Origin of the sequence: Pseudomonas sp. GL-B-12, assembly GCF_019955895.1 — a bacterium.
Lineage (GTDB): Bacteria > Pseudomonadota > Gammaproteobacteria > Pseudomonadales > Pseudomonadaceae > Aquipseudomonas.
Genome location: NZ_JAHBCX010000077.1, coordinates 26,187 through 43,695, shown reverse-complemented (window position 1 = coordinate 43,695; position 17,509 = coordinate 26,187). Strand labels below are relative to the sequence as shown.

13 protein-coding genes are annotated in these 17,509 nt (G+C 60.6%); 1 reads left to right on the top strand and 12 read right to left on the bottom strand.

Annotated features, from left to right (window positions below; genetic code table 11):
• Positions 1-97 precede the first annotated feature (97 nt).
• The 7 genes from astE to KGA85_RS28705 form a co-directional block, all read right to left on the bottom strand.
• The gene (gene astE / locus KGA85_RS28735; RefSeq protein WP_223534284.1) at positions 98-1,108 is read right to left on the bottom strand and encodes a succinylglutamate desuccinylase; all 1,011 of its coding nucleotides are present in this window, start codon (positions 1,106-1,108) and stop codon (positions 98-100) included.
• A gap of 12 nt (positions 1,109-1,120) precedes the next feature.
• Positions 1,121-1,411, bottom strand: a complete 291-nt coding sequence (locus tag KGA85_RS28730) for a hypothetical protein (protein WP_046042326.1) — start codon at positions 1,409-1,411, stop codon at positions 1,121-1,123.
• 61 nt (positions 1,412-1,472) lie between these two features.
• Positions 1,473-2,819, bottom strand: coding sequence for an N-succinylarginine dihydrolase (gene astB, locus KGA85_RS28725; RefSeq protein ID WP_223543570.1), 1,347 nt, complete (start codon positions 2,817-2,819; stop codon positions 1,473-1,475).
• 142 nt (positions 2,820-2,961) lie between these two features.
• Positions 2,962-4,431 (bottom strand): succinylglutamate-semialdehyde dehydrogenase, encoded by a 1,470-nt coding sequence (gene astD / locus KGA85_RS28720; protein ID WP_223455795.1) that lies wholly within the window; start codon positions 4,429-4,431, stop codon positions 2,962-2,964.
• Positions 4,428-5,453, bottom strand: a complete 1,026-nt coding sequence (gene astA / locus KGA85_RS28715; protein WP_223455788.1) for an arginine N-succinyltransferase — start codon at positions 5,451-5,453, stop codon at positions 4,428-4,430. The genes astD and astA overlap by 4 nt, the downstream gene beginning before the upstream one ends.
• Positions 5,454-5,532: 79 nt before the next feature.
• Positions 5,533-6,552: an arginine/ornithine succinyltransferase subunit alpha gene (gene aruF / locus KGA85_RS28710; RefSeq protein WP_046042322.1), complete on the bottom strand. Its 1,020-nt coding sequence runs from the start codon at positions 6,550-6,552 to the stop codon at positions 5,533-5,535.
• 215 nt (positions 6,553-6,767) lie between these two features.
• On the bottom strand, positions 6,768-7,988 hold the full coding sequence (locus KGA85_RS28705) for an aspartate aminotransferase family protein (RefSeq protein WP_223543569.1): 1,221 nt from the start codon (positions 7,986-7,988) through the stop codon (positions 6,768-6,770).
• A gap of 309 nt (positions 7,989-8,297) precedes the next feature.
• Here KGA85_RS28705 and KGA85_RS28700 point away from each other — a divergent pair, with 309 nt between their 5' ends.
• A complete protein-coding gene (locus KGA85_RS28700; RefSeq protein ID WP_223543568.1) occupies positions 8,298-13,328 on the top strand; it encodes a leucine-rich repeat domain-containing protein in 5,031 nt (1,676 codons plus the stop codon).
• Positions 13,329-13,345: 17 nt separating this feature from the next.
• Here KGA85_RS28700 and argR read toward each other — a convergent pair whose 3' ends face one another.
• From argR to KGA85_RS28675, 5 genes are all read right to left on the bottom strand, one after another.
• A complete protein-coding gene (gene argR / locus KGA85_RS28695; RefSeq protein ID WP_046042318.1) occupies positions 13,346-14,326 on the bottom strand; it encodes a transcriptional regulator ArgR in 981 nt (326 codons plus the stop codon).
• 113 nt (positions 14,327-14,439) lie between these two features.
• Positions 14,440-15,204, bottom strand: a complete 765-nt coding sequence (locus tag KGA85_RS28690; RefSeq protein ID WP_223455786.1) for an ABC transporter ATP-binding protein — start codon at positions 15,202-15,204, stop codon at positions 14,440-14,442.
• 37 nt (positions 15,205-15,241) lie between these two features.
• Positions 15,242-15,940, bottom strand: coding sequence for an ABC transporter permease (locus KGA85_RS28685; protein ID WP_223455785.1), 699 nt, complete (start codon positions 15,938-15,940; stop codon positions 15,242-15,244).
• Complete coding sequence (locus KGA85_RS28680) at positions 15,937-16,626, bottom strand: ABC transporter permease (protein ID WP_015096506.1); 690 nt, start codon at positions 16,624-16,626, stop codon at positions 15,937-15,939. Before KGA85_RS28680 ends, KGA85_RS28685 begins: the two co-directional genes overlap by 4 nt.
• A gap of 90 nt (positions 16,627-16,716) precedes the next feature.
• Positions 16,717-17,493 carry an ABC transporter substrate-binding protein gene (locus tag KGA85_RS28675; protein ID WP_223533450.1) on the bottom strand — a complete coding sequence of 259 codons (777 nt, stop codon included), beginning with the start codon at positions 17,491-17,493 and terminating at the stop codon, positions 16,717-16,719.
• Between the last annotated feature and the right edge of the window lie 16 nt (positions 17,494-17,509).

Here is a 17,509-nt window from a genome sequence, read left to right as displayed (position 1 = left end):
AGTGACCCGGGTGAAGCTTCTGGCTTCACCCAAATCAACTGTGGGAGCGAGCAAGCTCGCTCCCACAGGGTTTTCCCACATTGGTTTTGTGTTGGGCTTAAGCCAGGTTTTCGTCGGTGGTCGGCACGACCAGGATGCCGGCACGCAAACCGTTCTTCACCTTGGGGTTCGGGAAGATGATCCGGGCGCCCTCCTCTTCGATGATCCAGCGGGTGTTGGCGATGTCTTCCGCCAGCAGGTAACCCACTTCCAGTTCCGAAAAGTTCTCGATGTCCGCCGGCAGGTTCAGGCGGAAGCTGTCGCTGTGCTTGATGATTTCCCGCGCCACGCTGTACAGCTGCAAACCGTCCAGTGCCGCTTCAGTCAGTTCCGGCTCGGTGCCCTCGATGATCTGTTTGAGGCGCTTCTCCAGCAGCGAGACGTTGACCCCGGCGTTCTGACCGAATGGCCGCGCCTTGCCCAACTCCAGGGTAAAGGCCTCGGCACCCAGCTTGTCGTAGGTGTAGGCGCTGAAGACGATCGACGGCTTGTTCTGCAACAGCACCGCTTCCATGCCGGCGGCGCGCAGGCGCGCCAGTTCCTGACGCGAATGCTGGCGGTCTTCCTTCCACGGGTACAAGGCGAACTGCTCGATTTTCGAACCACGAATCGCCGTGTGCAGGTCGTAATGCAGACGCTGACGATCCGGCAGGCTGAAGAAACTGGCGGCCAAACGCTCCAGTTCACAGGCGCGCAGGGCTTCGGAACCGCTGCTTTGTTCGTGACGGCCATTGAACAGCCGATTGACGTCCTGCTCGACAAAACGCTCGCCTTTGCGAATCGCTTCGGGGTTACCGAACAGGAACAGAATACGTGCGCGCGGCTTCAGATCACCGCGGGCAATGTCGTGCAACAGGCGATCGAGCAACTCGATCGGCGCTGTTTCGTTGCCGTGGATCCCCGCCGACAGCAGCAGGTCCAGGCCATTGTCACGCGCTTCAGGTGGCCGGACTTCCAGCGCACCTTCGCTCAACCAGCGCATGCGCACGCCTTCGACAGTCAGTTGAGTCTTCTCCGCCGGTTCGCGGCCGGCGAGGGTCAGTTCAAGCAGTTTGCCGAGGGCGAGCATAGAGCGGTTTCCTTAGTGGTCGTGGTTGCAATCCGGGCCGTGAACGTGATCCTCGTCGTCGCCGAGTTCAGCGGGTTCCATCTCCAGTTGCAGACTTACCAGATTAGTCGCCAATGGGCGCAACAGCAGGTTTGCGTATTCGGCGTCGCCTTCTTCGACGTCCACGCCGATCAACAGTTGGCCGCGGCCGTCCTGCTGGATCCACAGCTCTTTACCTTGCCACAGGACCGCGACGCGGGTGCAGGACGTCTCCAGTTGCGTGCCGTCGGTGTCTTCAAGGATCAGCTGCAGGGTATCGCTCATGTCTTTACGCTCTCGTTTGAGATGAAGCAGCGCGCTGCCGTAGAAGGCGGCGCGCCGCCGATCAATTGATCTGGAATGGATAAACCGCGCCCAGTTTAAGGATTTGCGTCAGTTCATCCAGTGCCGTCCGGCACTCAAGCAGCAATTGCGGGTCCGCCAGATCGTTTTCGGTCATGCGGTCGCGGTAGTGCTTCTCGACCCATTCGGTCAGTGTGCCGTACAACGGCGCCGTCATGATAACCCCTTGATTGACGGCCGCCAGCTCGGTTTCGTTGAGTGCGACGCGCAACCGCAGGCAAGCCGGGCCACCGCCGTTCTGCATGCTCTGCTTGAGATCGAAGACTTTCACTTCGCGGATCAGGCCGCCGGAGCTGGTCAAACCCTGCAAGTATTGCCAGACACGCTCGTTGCCACGGCATTCTTCCGGCACGATCAACAGCATGGAGCCGTCAGGACGCGACAGCAGCTGGCTATTGAACAGGTAGGAACGAACGGCATCTTCCACGCTTACTGCGGAACGCGGTACGCAGACTGACTGAAATTTCCCACCGGCTTTGGCGAGTTTGCTCTGCAATTCAGCGAGCATCTTCTCGGTGTCGAGGAACGCGTCCTCGTGATAGAACAGCACTTCGCCGTTACCGACCGCAATCACGTCGTTGTGGAACACACCCTGGTCGATCACCGACGGGTTCTGCTGGGCGTAGACCACGCCGTCATCGCTCAAACCGTGCAGACGGGCAACGGCCTGGGACGCTTCGAGAGTCTGGCGCGCCGGGTACTTCTGCGGTGCCGGGTAGCGGGTGTCGAACGCGCTGCGGCCGAACACGAAGAACTCGACACCGGCTTCGCCGTATTCACGGCAGAAACGCGTGTGGTTGGCCGCGCCTTCGTCACCGAACTGCGCCACGGCCGGCAAGGCCGCGTGGTGGGCGAAGTGTTTCTGGTCAGCGAACATCGCCCCCAGCACGCGGCTGGTGGTCGGGTGTTCGATGCTGCGGTGGTATTTGCAGTTGAGGTTGGCGGCGGTGAAATGCACGCGGCCATCAGCCGTGTCGGCGCTAGGGCTGACGGTAGCGGCGTTGGCCACCCACATGCTCGAGGCCGAGCAACTGGCCACCAGCAGCGGCATCGCGTCTTTGGCAGCGCGCTCGATCACTTCAGCATCGGTGCCGCCAAAACCCAGGCGACGCAGTGCGGCCACATCCGGGCGCTCTTGCGGTGCCAGTACGCCTTGCTGGAAACCCATTTCCATCAGCGCTTTCATCTTTGCCAGGCCTTGCAGCGCCGCTTCCTTGGGGTTGGAAGACTGCTGACTGTTGCTCTGGGACGCGACGTTGCCGTAGGACAGGCCGCCGTAGTTATGGGTCGGCCCCACTAGACCGTCAAAATTGACTTCATAGGATTTCATCAGCGAGGCTCCACGAGAATCTGTTGTTATAGGCTTCAGTAACTAACTGTTCAGTGCGACCGAGGCGTGGCCTTCGCGAGCAGGCTCGCTCCCACAGGTTTTGCATAATCCCTGTGGGAGCGAGCCTGCCCGCGAATGGGCGTTACGCCATTTTCACGCCAGGCGTAAGGGCCGACGGCATCACCAGGCTCGGCGTTTCCAGCGAGGCCACCGGGTACGCGCAATAATCCGCCGCGTAGTAGGCGCTGGCGCGGTGGTTGCCCGAGGCGCCGACACCGCCGAATGGCGCGCTGCTTGCGGCACCGGTCAGCTGCTTGTTCCAGTTGACGATACCGGCACGGCTTTCCAGCCAGAATTGCTGGTAACGCGCTTCGGAGTCCGACAGCAGACCGGCGGCCAGACCGTAGGCGGTGTCGTTGGCTTCAGCGATCGCTGCTTCAAAATCAGCGTAGCGGATCACCTGCAGCAACGGGCCGAACAGTTCTTCGTCAGGACGATCGGCAACGGCGCTCACGTCCAGGATGCCCGGGGTCAGCAAGGCCGATTGAGCCTGAGGCTGAGTCATTTCCAGCAGCGCCACAGCGCCGTTGGCCAGCAGGTGCTCCTGAGCATCCATCAACGCTTTTGCCGCGCCAAGGGAAACCACCGAGCCCATGAACGGCGCCGGTTGCTGATCGAAAGCACCGACCTCAATGGTCGAGCTGACCGCCACCAGGCGCGCCAGCAACGTGTCACCCCAGGCACCTTGCGGCACCAGCAAGCGACGGGCACAGGTGCAACGCTGGCCGGCGGAGATGAACGCCGACTGAATGATGGTGTACACCGCGGCATCGAGGTCAGCGACCTGATCAACCACCAGCGGGTTGTTACCGCCCATTTCCAGCGCGAGGATCTTGTCCGGACGACCGGCGAATTGCTGGTGCAGGTGATTGCCGGTGCGGCTGGAACCGGTGAAGAACAGCCCGTCGATGCCTGGGTTCGCCGCCAGGGCGATGCCGGTTTCGCGAGCGCCTTGCAGCAGGTTCAATACGCCGGCCGGCAGGCCAGCCTCGATCCAGCACTTGACCGTCAACTCGGCGACTTTCGGTGTCAGTTCGCTTGGCTTGAACAGCACGCTGTTACCGGCCAGCAGTGCCGGAACGATGTGGCCGTTCGGCAGGTGACCCGGGAAGTTGTAAGGACCAAACACCGCGACCACACCGTGGGGCTTGTGGCGCAGCACAGCGGTGGCATCGCCCAGCGGGCCGCTCTTCTCGCCGGTACGCTCGCGGTAGCTCTGCACCGAGATCGCGATCTTGTTGACCATGCTGGTTACTTCGGTCGCGGCTTCCCAAAGGGGTTTACCGGTCTCTTCACCGATGGTGCGGGCCAGTTCGTCCGCATGGTTTTTCAGCGCGGCGGCAAAGGCTTCCAGCACCGAGATACGTTCTTCCAGGGTACGCCGTGCCCAGCCAGGGAACGACTGACGCGCCGCTTGCACAGCCGACTCGACCTGAGCGGCGGTGGCGCCAACGCCGGACCACAGCACCTGCTGGGTCACCGGGTTCAGCGACTCGAAGGCTTCGCCCTGACCTGCCAGCCATTCACCTGCGATGTAAAGCGACTTCATTATTTCGACTCCCGAGCTGCGGACAACGCCACGGCGCGCACTTGATCGCCAGCGTTGAGTTGAAGACGTTTGGCGGTCTGCGGATCGACCACCAGGGTGCCGGCGGCCAGACGTGCCGGCGCAGCAGTGATCCGGCAGTCCTCTCGCTTGCGGTTGTGAATGATGAATGGCGTGGCATCGTCACCCGGCGTGCCGACGGCCAGCACCAGTGCCTGGCTGTCACGCACGGCGCGGATCTTGCCGGTTTCGCACTCGATGGCCGGGCCTGCGTCGAAGATATCGACGTAGCCCTGGTAGCTGAAACCTTCGCTCTTGAGCATGGCCAGCGCCGGCTCGGTGTCCGGGTGAACCTGACCGATCACGTTGCGCGCATCCGGCGACAGGAAGCAGGTGTACAGCGGGAATTTCGGCATCAGCTCGGCGATGAACGCCTTGTTGCCCACGCCGGTCAGGTAATCAGCCTGGCTGAATTCCATCTTGAAGAAGTGCCGGCCCAGGCTTTCCCAGAACGGCGAGCGCCCGGCCTCGTCGGAAACCCCGCGCATTTCGGCAATGATCTTGTTGCCGAACAGTTGCGGAAACTCGGCGATGAACAGCATCCGCGCCTTGGACAGCATGCGGCCGTTGAGGCCACTGCGGTAATCGGCGTGCAGGAACAGCGAGCACAGCTCGGAGTTGCCGGTCAGGTCGTTGGCCAGGAACAGCGTCGGGATCTCACGATAGATGTTCAGCTCTTGCGAAGCGCTGACCGTCAGACCGACCCGGAAGTTGTACCAGGGCTCACGCAGGCCGACGGCGCCGGCAATGGCGGAAATACCCACCACGCGAGCGTCGTCATCTTCGAGCACGAACAGGTAGTCCGCATCGCCCCGCCCGGCTTCGCCGCGAAAGGTCTTCTCGGCCCAGCCGACCCGATGGGCCAGCCGCTCTTCGTTGGCCGGCAAGGTGGTCAGGCCGGTGCCGGTGCTGCGGGCCAGTTCGATCAGAGCGGGTAAATCGCTGCTGCGTACGGGACGAACGATCATGCTATCTCCTCAAACGGGCCGCTTGCGCCACCCGTGAAACTTCGCTGCTTTCTAAACAAGCAATCAGGCCAGGCCGCTGTCAAACCGCGACCAGGCGCACGCTGGCACCCTCGCCAACGCCCAGGGCTTCGGCCGCTTCCAGGTCCAGGGTCACTGGTTTGCCTGGCGCGTAATCGAGCTCGAGCATCACTGCGCGGTAATCCTGCAACTGGGCATTGGCAACCAGATACTGGCGACCGACGCCTTTGACCGGCTCGCCGATCTTCACCGGCACCACGCGGCTCTGGGCGATCGAACGGATCCCCGAGACACGGGCATGCAGGGTCGGGCCACCGTCGAAGATGTCGATGTAGTGATCGGTCTCGAAACCTTCGCGCATCAGGATGTCGAAGGTGATCTGCGCCCGCGGATGCACCTGGCCCATGGCTTCTTGAGCGGAGTCCGGCAGCAGTGGCACGTAGATCGGGTAATGCGGCATCAGTTCGGCGAGGAACGTACGGCTTTTCAGCCCGCACAGACGCTCGGCTTCGGCGTAGTTGAGGTCGAAGAAGTTGCGACCGATGGCATCCCAGAAAGGCGAGTCGCCGTTTTCATCGCTGTAACCGACGATCTCGGTCACCACGGAATCGGCAAAACGCTCCGGATGGCTGGCCACGAACAGCAAACGGCCACGGGAGTTGAGCTCCGACCACGGCGACCCCACCAGCTCGCGCTGCACGTAGAAACTGGTCAGCAAGCTGTTGCCGGTCAGGTCATGGCACTGCGAGAGCACGTGGATTTTGTTGTGAATCTTCAGCTCGCGGGAAGCGTGCACGAAGGTTTCGTTGCGGAAGCTGTAGAACGGCTCGGAGTAACCGGCCGACGCCACGATGGCCGAGCAACCGACCAGCTTGCCGGTAGCGGAGTCTTCGAGGACGAAGAAATAGCTTTCCTCACCGTTGAAACTCACTTCGGCGGCGAACGAGGCTTCGCTTGCGGCGATCTTGTCACTCAGGCGCTCAACGTCATCCGGCAAGGAAGTGACACCAATCGGACTGTCCGCAGCCAGACGCTGTACCTCGCCCAGATCAGCCATTTGCGCGGGGCGCATCACCAGCATGGTGTCACTCCTTAATCTCAGAACTTACAGAAAAAAAATCCCGGGCCATCTCCGCAGGAGACTGTGGGAGCGGGCTTGCTCGCGAAAGCGCTGGGTCAGACAGCAAAAATGTTGACTGATACACCGTTTTCGCGAGCAAGCCCGCTCCCACATTTGATCCGGCCCGGAACAAAAATTGGGTTCGACGCCTGAAAGGTCAGGCGTCGACGGGTCTATCAGGCTTGCGTCAGTTTTGCTGCGGCACGTTCGAAGCGGTCCAGACCGGCATCGATATCGGCGTCTTCCACCACCAGGCTCGGGGCGAAACGCACCACGTCCGGGCCGGCTTGCAGGACCATCAGGCCTTCTTGCTCAGCGGCGTTGAAGATGTCCTTGGCCTTGCCTTTCCAGGCATCGCTCAAGACGCAACCGATCAACAGGCCCATGCCACGAACCTTGGTGAACAGGCCGTACTTCTCGCCGATCTGCTCAAGGCGGGCCTTGAACTTGTCGTGCTTGGCGTTGACACCGGCCAGCACCTCAGGCGTGTTGATCACGTCGATCACCGCTTCCGCGACAGCGCACGCCAGCGGGTTGCCGCCGTAAGTGGTGCCGTGGGTGCCGACGACCAGGTGCTTGGCCAGGTCTTCGGTGGTCAGCATCGCCGCGATCGGGAAACCACCGCCCAGGCTCTTGGCGCTGGTCAGGATGTCCGGGATCACGCCGTAATGCTGGTAGGCGAACAGATGGCCGGTACGGCCCATGCCGGTCTGCACTTCGTCGAAGATCAGCAGCGCGTTGTGCGCGGTACAGAGCTCGCGGGCACCTTGCAGGTATTCCAGTTCAGCCGGGATCACACCGCTTTCGCCCTGGATCGGTTCCAGTACCACGGCGCAAGTCTTGTCGGAAATGGCGGCTTTCAGCGCAGCCAGATCGTTGTACGGCACGTGGGTGATGCCGGTGATTTTCGGGCCGAAACCGTCGGAGTACTTCGACTGGCCACCGACGTTCACGGTGAACAGGGTACGGCCGTGGAAGCTGTTGAGCGCGGCGATGATCTCGTACTTCTCGCTGCCGAAACGGTCGAAACCGACACGACGGGCCAGCTTGAAGGCGGCCTCGTTGGCTTCGGCGCCGGAGTTGCAGAAGAAGGCGCGGTCGGCAAAGGTGGCGTCGACCAACTTGTGGGCCAGGCGCAGGGCCGGCTCATTGGTGAACACGTTGGACACGTGCCACAGCTTGTTCGCCTGCTCGGTCAAGGCGCCGACCAGCGCCGGATGCGCGTGACCCAAGACGTTAACGGCGATCCCGCCGGCGAAGTCGATCAGCTCGCGGCCGGACTGGTCCCAAACGCGGGAACCGGCGCCACACACAGGAATGAATGCGGCAGGCGCATAGTTGGGAACCATTACCTGATCGAAATCGGCGCGTTGTACCGCAGCGTGCTCAACGGACATCGGAGTCTCCTGAAGAGAAAACACTCGCCTGAAACTGGCGAGCTTGGTGAGGATTGTAAGGACAGTTTTCAGCCCGGCCTTGCCGCCAAGCGACAACTTCTTATAGCGCAAACCCCGGATTTTCCCGGGTTTACGGCAATGCGACATATAGGGTCGCAAAGGCGCAGTTTAACTGGCGGCGGGCGTTTGCGGCAGGCTTGCTGTGTTGTAACTCTTGCCAATGGTCCGAGTGCGGTAGATATGTACCGCACAGCGTCCAGCTTCGCGGGTTTTCCTAGTGGCCTTTCAAAGCCAACGGCCACTGACCCGATGATTACCGAATCTACTACCACTATTGCCTCTGACGCTTTCAGGCCGGACGCTCATTTCCAGCATCTGCAGAATGTCATCCCCTCCTGGCTCCGTCAGGCGGCGCCCCACAGACGTGGGGCACTGCGCAACATTACCCCCGCCCTGCCCGCCGGGCTAAGGGCCGCGTCGAAACATCACCACACCGAACTCGCCCGGTTGATCGCCCGCCAGGTCGCCAGCCAGAACCAGGTCGACAAGGCGCTGGCCAACCTGCAGAACCCCGCGGATTTCGCCGAACCGCTGCTCAAGGCCGAACTCAAACGCCGCTTCGGTCTGGATGTGAATGTGCGCGAAACGTTTTTGCGCCTCTACATGCCTGATCACCTACCGTGGTTAAGGCTGAAGTCGGGCGCTGCGCGCACCTGGACGGTATCGCTGCTGGACGCCGCACTGCACAATTTCGAAAGTGCCGAGACCCGCGCCGATGCCTTCGAGCCCGCCTCGACTTACATCACCGCGCCGTCTTCCAACGGGCAATTCCTGACCTTGCCGCAGATCCTGGAAAAAATGCCTGTCACGGTATTTACCGGCATGTGCCGGGAGCTGGACATTGGCCAGCGCTATAAAACCTATCTGGAAGACAACCTGGCCATTGGCAACCCAGTGGACTCGGCACTCCTGCAAGGGAAAATCCGCGACAGCCAGAAATCCGCAATCACCGCTGCATTGCACCTGGCGCAGATGCAAAACCTCCTGGGCAGCGGCACCCACAGCCTGATTCTCGGCCTGCTCGACAACCTGCCGCATCTGCGCCTGCACAAGCAGCCATGGCGCTATCATGACCTGACGATCCTCAACGCGCGCCTGACCGGCATCCTGTTGTTTGCCCCGGACCTGGAGCGCGCCCGGGAAGTGGTTCGTGTGGTGGCTTACATACCGGGCGACCCCGAACAGCCGATCAAGGAATACCCCTCGTCTGCGGCCTTCGCCGAGGAACTGGGCCGGCGCCTATGCGACCCCGCCTATCAACAGTTTTTCAGCCGCTTCATTAACCATGAGGATCGCGGTTACTTTTTCGCACAGCTGAACCAGCTGCTTGTCCCGATCACCTGGCAACCGATTCAGCCAGGCGATTCTCGTCCGACCTGGCGGGAACAACCCAACCCGCGCGCGGATCTGCAGATCGTGGCAACGCCTGTCACAGGAGAACTGTGGACTCACCTCTACCAGAGCAAGCTCAACAAGATCCTCAACGATGCGCGAGTGATCGCGGTGTCCACTGCAACGGTCGACCAGAAAGCCCGCTGGGCGCTGTGGGACTCTTTCACGGAAATTGCCTCGGCACTGCTGAACATCGCCGCTTTCGTGGCACTGCCGTTCGTGCCGTTTCTCGGCGAGCTGATGCTGGGCTACATGGCCTACCAGTTGCTCGACGAAACCTTCGAAAGCGTGGTCGATTGGGCCGAGGGGCAAAGTCGCGAGGCCTTCGGGCACTTGATGGGGGTGGTGGAGTCCGCGGTGCAACTGGGGACCTTTGCCGCAGGGGGTGCGATCGCCGCCGGCGAATTTCGCTCGGTATTGCCCCGGGAGATCGTTGAATTCATCGACCGCTTCAATACGGTAAAACGGCCAAACGGTGACACCCGCTACTGGCAGCCCGACCTGACCGGCTATGAACACCCTGCGGTGTTACCCAAGGATGCAAAACCGGATGAACTGGGGCTGCACCCGCATCAGGGCAAAAAACTGCTGCCCCTGGAAAACAAGCACTACGCCGTGAGCAAGGACCCGCTAACCGGCGAGTACCGCATCGACCACCCCACCCGCCCTGACGCCTATAAACCACAACTGCAACACAACGGCAGCGGTGCCTGGCAAACCGAACTCGACCAGCCGTTGAGCTGGGACCAGGCCACCGTATTGCACCGTGTCGGTCCAGACATGCAGCGATTTCCAGCCAGCACCCGCGAGCGCATCCTCAACATCAGCGGCAGCCACGAAGATGTCCTGCGCAAGATGCACGTGAATGCCGGACAGGTGCCACCGCTATTGGCCGACACACTCAAACGCTTCAGGATCGATCAGGCCATACAAACCTTTATCGATCAGATTGGCAGTGACCAACCGGAACACTTCCTCAAGGCGGATCCGGTGACGCAGCTGGAACTGCTCAATGAAAACGGCTACTGGCCAGCAGACAAAGGCCTGCGACTGATAGACGACAACGCGCAAACCCTTTGGCAAAGCCCGGCGCCCGATGTGCCCATCGTGCAAATCGATACCGCCCGCCTCACCGACGGCGACCTGCTGAAAACCTTTCTCCTGACCCTGTCGGACAGCGAAGCCAGAACGCTGATGGGCGAAGAATTCGGCCACCCCTCTCCTGGCCTTGAAAACCGGACGCAGCGGTTGCGCCAGATACTCGCGCGGCTTGCCAAACAAAAACGGCAAAGCCTGTTCGAGCAGTGTTACCGCAGACTCGAACGTGGCGCTCGCGCAGCCATACAAGTGGTCATGGATGCCGAGCCCGGACTGCCACGCAGCGTTGCACAAGCGATTGTGGACACAGCAAACGATCTGGAACTGCAGCAGCTAAAAAACGCAACCGTTGCCCCTCGCCTGGCCGAGCTGAGCCGGGAGGCCAGATTGCAAGTACGCGTGACACGCGCCTACGAGGGGCTTGATTTGCCATCGACCGAGAACAACCTCGACACCGACCGGCTGGCCTTGCACACCCTGGAAAAACTGCCGGGCTGGACGGGACAGCTACGGCTGGAAATCCGCCAGTATGCCCATGAGGGTCTCCTGATCGACAGCGTTGGCAGTGTCGACGCGCCTCTGCGTAAAGTGCTGGTACTCAAAGAAGAAGGCTCGTATCAGGCGTTCGATCATGACGGCGAAGAACTCAGCGGTATGGGCTCGCTATACACCTGCCTGCTACAGGCCATGCCGGACAGCGAACGTACTGCCTTGAATCTTCATATCGGTGAAGGTGAACGGCTCAAGCAGTTGATTCGCCAGCACGCCTTGAACCGTGATGCATTGCGCGCGCTGCTGATTCAACACCCCAACCTCAAACCCACCTACGACCCCAAGGTGATGCGCTTGCTCGGTGGCAGTGACGGGTATCGTCGAATGCCAGGCAACACACCCACCTTGCAAACCCGGGCTCAGACACTGTTTCCCCATCTGTCCGCCGAAGAGCTCGACGCCTTCGTCGAACGCCTGCAACTGCATCCCAGCGGACCGCGGGCAGAGCTGAGTCGGCTCATGGCTCAACATGCGCAACTGCTGGAGACGCTTTCTTCCTGGCGCGATGAAATTCCGCTGTTCATTCCAGACACACAAATCAGGATCACTCCCGAGCAGTTCGCTGCGCAAAAGCAGGCCCGCCATCAATTCACCATCAATCTGGCGGACTGTTGGCGACAGCAATGGACCGTTGCCGACCCCCCCCTTGAAACGGCCGACTTCAACTTCTTCCAACCCATCATCGGCCAATTGCCGACCCTGAGCACCGACTTCAGCGGCGTGACAATGCTGACCCTGGAAGGCAGTAGCGCCACACGGGGCGTGCATGAGTTTCTGCGCAGTTTTACCGGTTTACGCATCCTGAAACTGCGCAACTTCAACCTTGGCCGCTTGCCGGACACCGTGCCATCGCTGCAACTCGAAGAACTCATTCTGAGCAATTGCGCGATCACCCTCAGCCCCGAAAGCCAGCTCGGACTCTCAGGCCTGCATCGGTTGACCACTCTGGACTTGTTCAACAACCCCTTGGGCCTGACACCCGATGTCGGCAGCATGCCCGATTTGAATTACATCGATTTATCGCAGACGCGCATCGCTGATCTACCGACTAACCTACTGACTCGTCCGCGCCTGCGCACCGCTTTGCTCAATGACAACCAGATCAAGGAGTTGCCCGGCGCCCTGTTCACATTGCAACAAAGCACCCAAGAGGGCTTCGACCTGAGCAACAACCCGTTTTCAAGCGCAACCCGTGAACGCCTCAAACAGCACTTCCAGCAGACCCGTCAAGACTTCGGTATCTACGCCGAAGAAGCAGATATCCTCCGCGCGCAGGCGCTGTACCCCTGGATGGACCAGGAAGATGCCAGCAAATTCGTCTACAAACTGCCCGGGACCCTGATTGAGGGGCGAGTCGAACTGACACGCCTGGAGGCAGAACTTGCCACCCTGGAGAACGACCTGTCCGCCTGGACCGTCGATATCCCTGCCGTCCACCCTCACAGCAATCAACCGTTCACTGCGCAGCAACTGCAGATCGAACATTCGACGCGGAACGCCTTCAGAGAGTCCGTACTGCGCTGCTGGCACCGGGAAACCGATCTGGATGATTTCAACGGTTCGCTACAAGCGATTACCTATGATCTGAGTCTGGACACACGGATTACCGGAAACCTGCCGACACTGAGCGCAGATTTCAGCCATGTTTCCCTGGTTTACCTGAGTAGCGAGAGCGGCCTGACCACAGGTGTCACGGGGTTCCTGGAGCGCTTCCCCAAACTCAAGACCCTCGTAATCATTGACTTCAGGCTGGGCGATATCCCGGAGGCGATCTTCCGGATGAGCGATTTGAAGTCGCTCAATCTCCTCGACTGCAACATCACCCTGACCCCGCAGTCGGTCCTGAACCTGGCCGAGATGGCCCACCTGGAATTCATCGACTTGAGAAACAATCCGCTGGGGCTGACTCCGGATATCAGCCAGATGGCGGACCTGACGACCCTGCAACTGGACAACTGCGGGCTCACCGAATTACCTGCTGGACTGTTGCAGCTCAAGAGCCTGGAAACCGTAGACCTGAGCGGTAACGCGATCAGCCGGATACCCACCGACATCCTCGAGCTGCCGCTGGAGGTCGCCGAAAGCATCAGCCTGCGGGGTAATCCGCTCTCTGAAGAAAGCCTGCAAATTCTGCTTGAGTACTTCAGGCTGACCAGCGTCGACTTCGGAGTTCAGGAGGTAATCGAACGGGCAGAAATGGAAGTGTCCTCTTCCGGTGAGACTGATCCGGACGAGTGATCGCCATCAGGCGCGGATCAACCGCGCTCCGGCGGCACCGATGACAATTCGAACGGGCTGCTGCTGCGCCGCTGGTTGCGATCTTCCCGCGGCGTGGCACCGAAGAAGTTGCGATAGGCGCTGGAGAAATGCGGCCCCGAGGAGAAGCCACAGGACAAGCCGATCTGGATGATCGACTTGCTGGTTTGCATCAACATCTGCCGGGCCTTGTTCAGGCGCAGTTCCAGGTAGTACTGGCTCGGCACGCGGTTGAGGTATTGCTTGAAGATCCGCTCCAGTTGCCGACGGGACACGCACACGTGCTGGGCGATTTCGTCGGTGGTCAGCGGCTCTTCGATGTTGGCTTCCATCAGCAGCACGGCTTGTGTGAGCTTCGGATGGCTGGAACCGAGGCGGTTCTGCAACGGAATACGCTGGCGTTCACCGCCTTCGCGGATGCGCTCGACTACCAGTTCTTCGGAGACCGCACCGGCCAGTTCCGCACCATGGTCGCGGGCCAGCACCGCCAGCAACAAGTCGAGCACCGACATGCCGCCGCACGCCGTCAGGCGATCGCGATCCCAATCGAACAGGTGGCTGGTGGCGATGACCTTCGGAAAACGCTCGGCGAAATCGTCCTGCCAGCGCCAATGCACGGCCGCGCGATAACCGTCGAGCAAGCCCAGCTGTGCCAGCGGGTAAACACCGGCAGACAGACCGCCGATCACGCAACCGGAACGCACCAGTTGCTTGAGCGCACTGCTGAGCGCCGGCGCCAGTGCGGTCGGTGGTTCGTCAGCGAGCAGGAACAGTTTCTGGAAGTTCTCGAGCTTGCCGGTCCACGCTTCACCCGGCAATTGCCAGGCGCTTTCGGCCGGCGGTTCGGCCTGCAGGAACGACAACTCGTAAACCACGTCCGGATGCACACGCTGGGCAACACGCAAGGCCTCCTCAGCCAGCGCAAGCGTCAGTGCTTTAGTGCTGGGCCAAATCAGGAAACCAATTCGATGGGCAGTCATGGTGGGCAATCCGAAGCGAAAACAGTGTTAGAAGCCAGAAGCGGCTGCAACCAAATTAGACCATCTGGCGCGCGCTGCGCAGCATGGCCTAATTTGGTGCGTAACGGGAGCGATTACTTCAGGCTACCCGAGAGGAATTGCTGCAGACGCTCGGATTGCGGGTTCACCAGCACTTCGCGCGGGTTGCCGCTTTCTTCGACCACACCTTGGTGCAGGAACACCAACTGGTTCGACACTTCACGGGCGAAGCCCATTTCGTGGGTCACCACGACCATGGTCCGGCCTTCCTGGGCCAGGGCCTGCATGACTTTCAGCACATCGCCGACCAGTTCCGGATCGAGGGCCGAAGTCGGTTCGTCGAACAACATCACCTCAGGTTCCATCGCCAGCGCACGGGCAATCGCCACGCGCTGCTGCTCGCCGCCGGACATGTGGCCAGGGTAAGCATCCTTGCGATGAGCAACGCCTACCTTGTTCAGGTAGTGCTCGGCCTTGTCGCGAGCCTCGGCTTTGGACATGCCCAGCACATGCACCGGCGCTTCCATGATGTTTTCCAGCGCGGTCATGTGCGACCACAGGTTGAAATGCTGGAACACCATCGACAGGCGCGAACGCATGCGTTGCAGCTGTTTCGGGTCGGCAGCCTTGAGCGCGCCGTCCTTGTTCGCCACCAGCTTCAGCTCTTCGTTGTTGAGCAGGATCTTGCCCGCGTGCGGCTGCTCCAGCAGGTTGATGCAGCGCAGGAAAGTACTTTTGCCGGAGCCACTGGAACCGATGATGCTGATCACATCGCCGGCTGCCGCTTTCAGGGACACGCCCTTGAGCACTTCGTGACTGCCATAGCGTTTATGCAGGTCTTGGACTTCAAGTTTGTACATGCTGTCGGTTCTCACAAAAACAGTCAGTCAGTGGTATTCAGTGCTTGCGCGGGGCCAGGTAGCCCAGCCAGCGGCGCTCGGCCATCTTGAACAGTTTCACCAGGATGAAGGTCAGGCACAGGTAGAACACGCCGGCGGTGATGTACGCCTCGAACGGCAGGTAGAACTGGGCGTTGACCGTGCGCGCGGCACCGGTGATGTCGATCAGGGTCACGATGGACGCCAGACTGGTGGTCTGCAGCATCATGATCACTTCGTTGCTGTACTGCGGCAGCGCCCGGCGCAAGGCCGACGGCAGCAGGATGCGCTTGTACATCTTGACCCGCGACATGCCCATGGCCCTGGCCGCTTCGATCTCGCCGTTCGGTGTAGCGCGCAGGCTGCCGGCGATGATTTCGGCGGTGTAGGCGCTGGTGTTGATCGCAAACGCCAGGCACGCACAGAACGTTGCGCTGGACAGCCACGGCCAGAGGAAGCTTTCACGCACCGCTTCGAACTGCGCCAGACCGTAGTAGATCAAGAACAGCTGCACCAGCATCGGCGTGCCGCGGATCACGTAGGTGTAGAGCCAGGCCGACATGTTGACGACCGCGTTTTTCGAGACGCGCATCAAACCCAGCGGCAAGGCGCACAGCAAGCCGAAGAACAGCGACAGCGCGAGCAGTTTAAGGGTGGTCACCAGGCCGCCGAGGTACAGCGGCAAGGCCTCCCAAATGACGTTGTAGTCGAAGATCATAGATCAGCCGCCCTTACGCCTACCGAGTAGCGCTTCTCAAGGTGACGCAATGCCAGCAACGACACACTGGTGATCACCAGGTACATCGCGGCTACTGCGAGGAAGAAGGTGAAAGGCTCGCGGGTGGCATCGGCCGCCTGCTTGGCCTTGAACATCATGTCTTGCAGACCCACCACCGAAATCAGCGCGGTAGCCTTGGTCAATACCAGCCAGTTGTTGGTAAACCCCGGAATCGCCAGACGAATCATCTGCGGCACCAACACCCGGAAGAACACCTGAAAACTGCTCATGCCGTAAGCCATGCCGGCTTCGGCCTGACCTTTGGGGATCGCCATGAAGGCGCCACGGAAGGTTTCCGACAGGTACGCACCGAAGATGAAGCCCAAGGTGCCGATACCGGCCGCCAACGGGTTCAGGTCGATGTACTCGTCAAAGCCGAGCAACGGTGCAACGCGGTTGAGCAGGTCCTGGCCGCCGTAGAAAATCAGCAGGATCAGCACCAGGTCGGGAATACCGCGGATCACCGTGGAATACAGGTCGCCCAGCCAGGCCAGCCAGCGCACCGGCGACAGGCGCAGTGCCACGCCGATCAGGCCCAGAACGATGGCCATGGCCATGGACGACAAGGCGAGCTGAAGCGTCAGCCAAGCGCCATCGAGGATGACAGCCCCGTAGCCTTTCAACATGATTCAGGTCCTCGAAAGTAGGATGAAAAAATGGCGCAAACCTCAGAGATCCTGTTGCTTGCGCCATTTCGGACTTGTCGCAGAGACGTGTTACTTGCCGTAGATATCGAAGGCGAAGTATTTGTCCTGGATTTGCTTGTACTTGCCGTTCTCGCGAATGGTCGCGATGGCTGCGTTGAGCTTGTCCAGCTCAGCCTTGTCACCCTTGCGAACCGCAATACCTACGCCGTCACCGAAGTATTTGACGTCGGTGAACGCAGGGCCGACGAACGCGAAACCTTTACCGGCGTCGGTTTTCAGGAAACCGTCATCCAAAAGCGTAGCGTCTGCCACGGTGCCGTCGAGGCGGCCGGCGGCCACGTCGAGGTAAATTTCGTTCTGCGAACCGTAAGGCTTGATCTCGGCACCCAGCGGGGCCAGGACTTCGCGGGCGAAACGCTCGTGGATCGAACCACGTTGCACACCGATGTTCTTGCCCTTGAGCTCGGTCAGGCCTTCGCTGACCTGAGTGCCTTCCTTCATGACCAGGCGAGCCGGGGTGTTGTAGTACTTGTTGGTGAAGTCCACAGACTTCTTGCGATCTTCAGTGATCGACATGGACGACAGGATCGCGTCGATCTTGCGCACTTTCAGTGCCGGGATCAGGCCGTCGAACTCTTGCTCGACCCAAACGCACTTGGTCTTCATCTCTTCACACAGTGCATTGCCGATGTCGTAGTCGAAACCAACGATGCTGCCGTCTGGCGCTTTCGACGCGAACGGAGGGTAAGCCGCCTCGATACCGATTTTCAGAGGTTTTTCATCGGCGAAGGTTGGCATGGACAGCACGGACAGTGCCAGGGCGCCAAGCAGCACGAGTTTCTTCATCTTGGGACTCCATCGG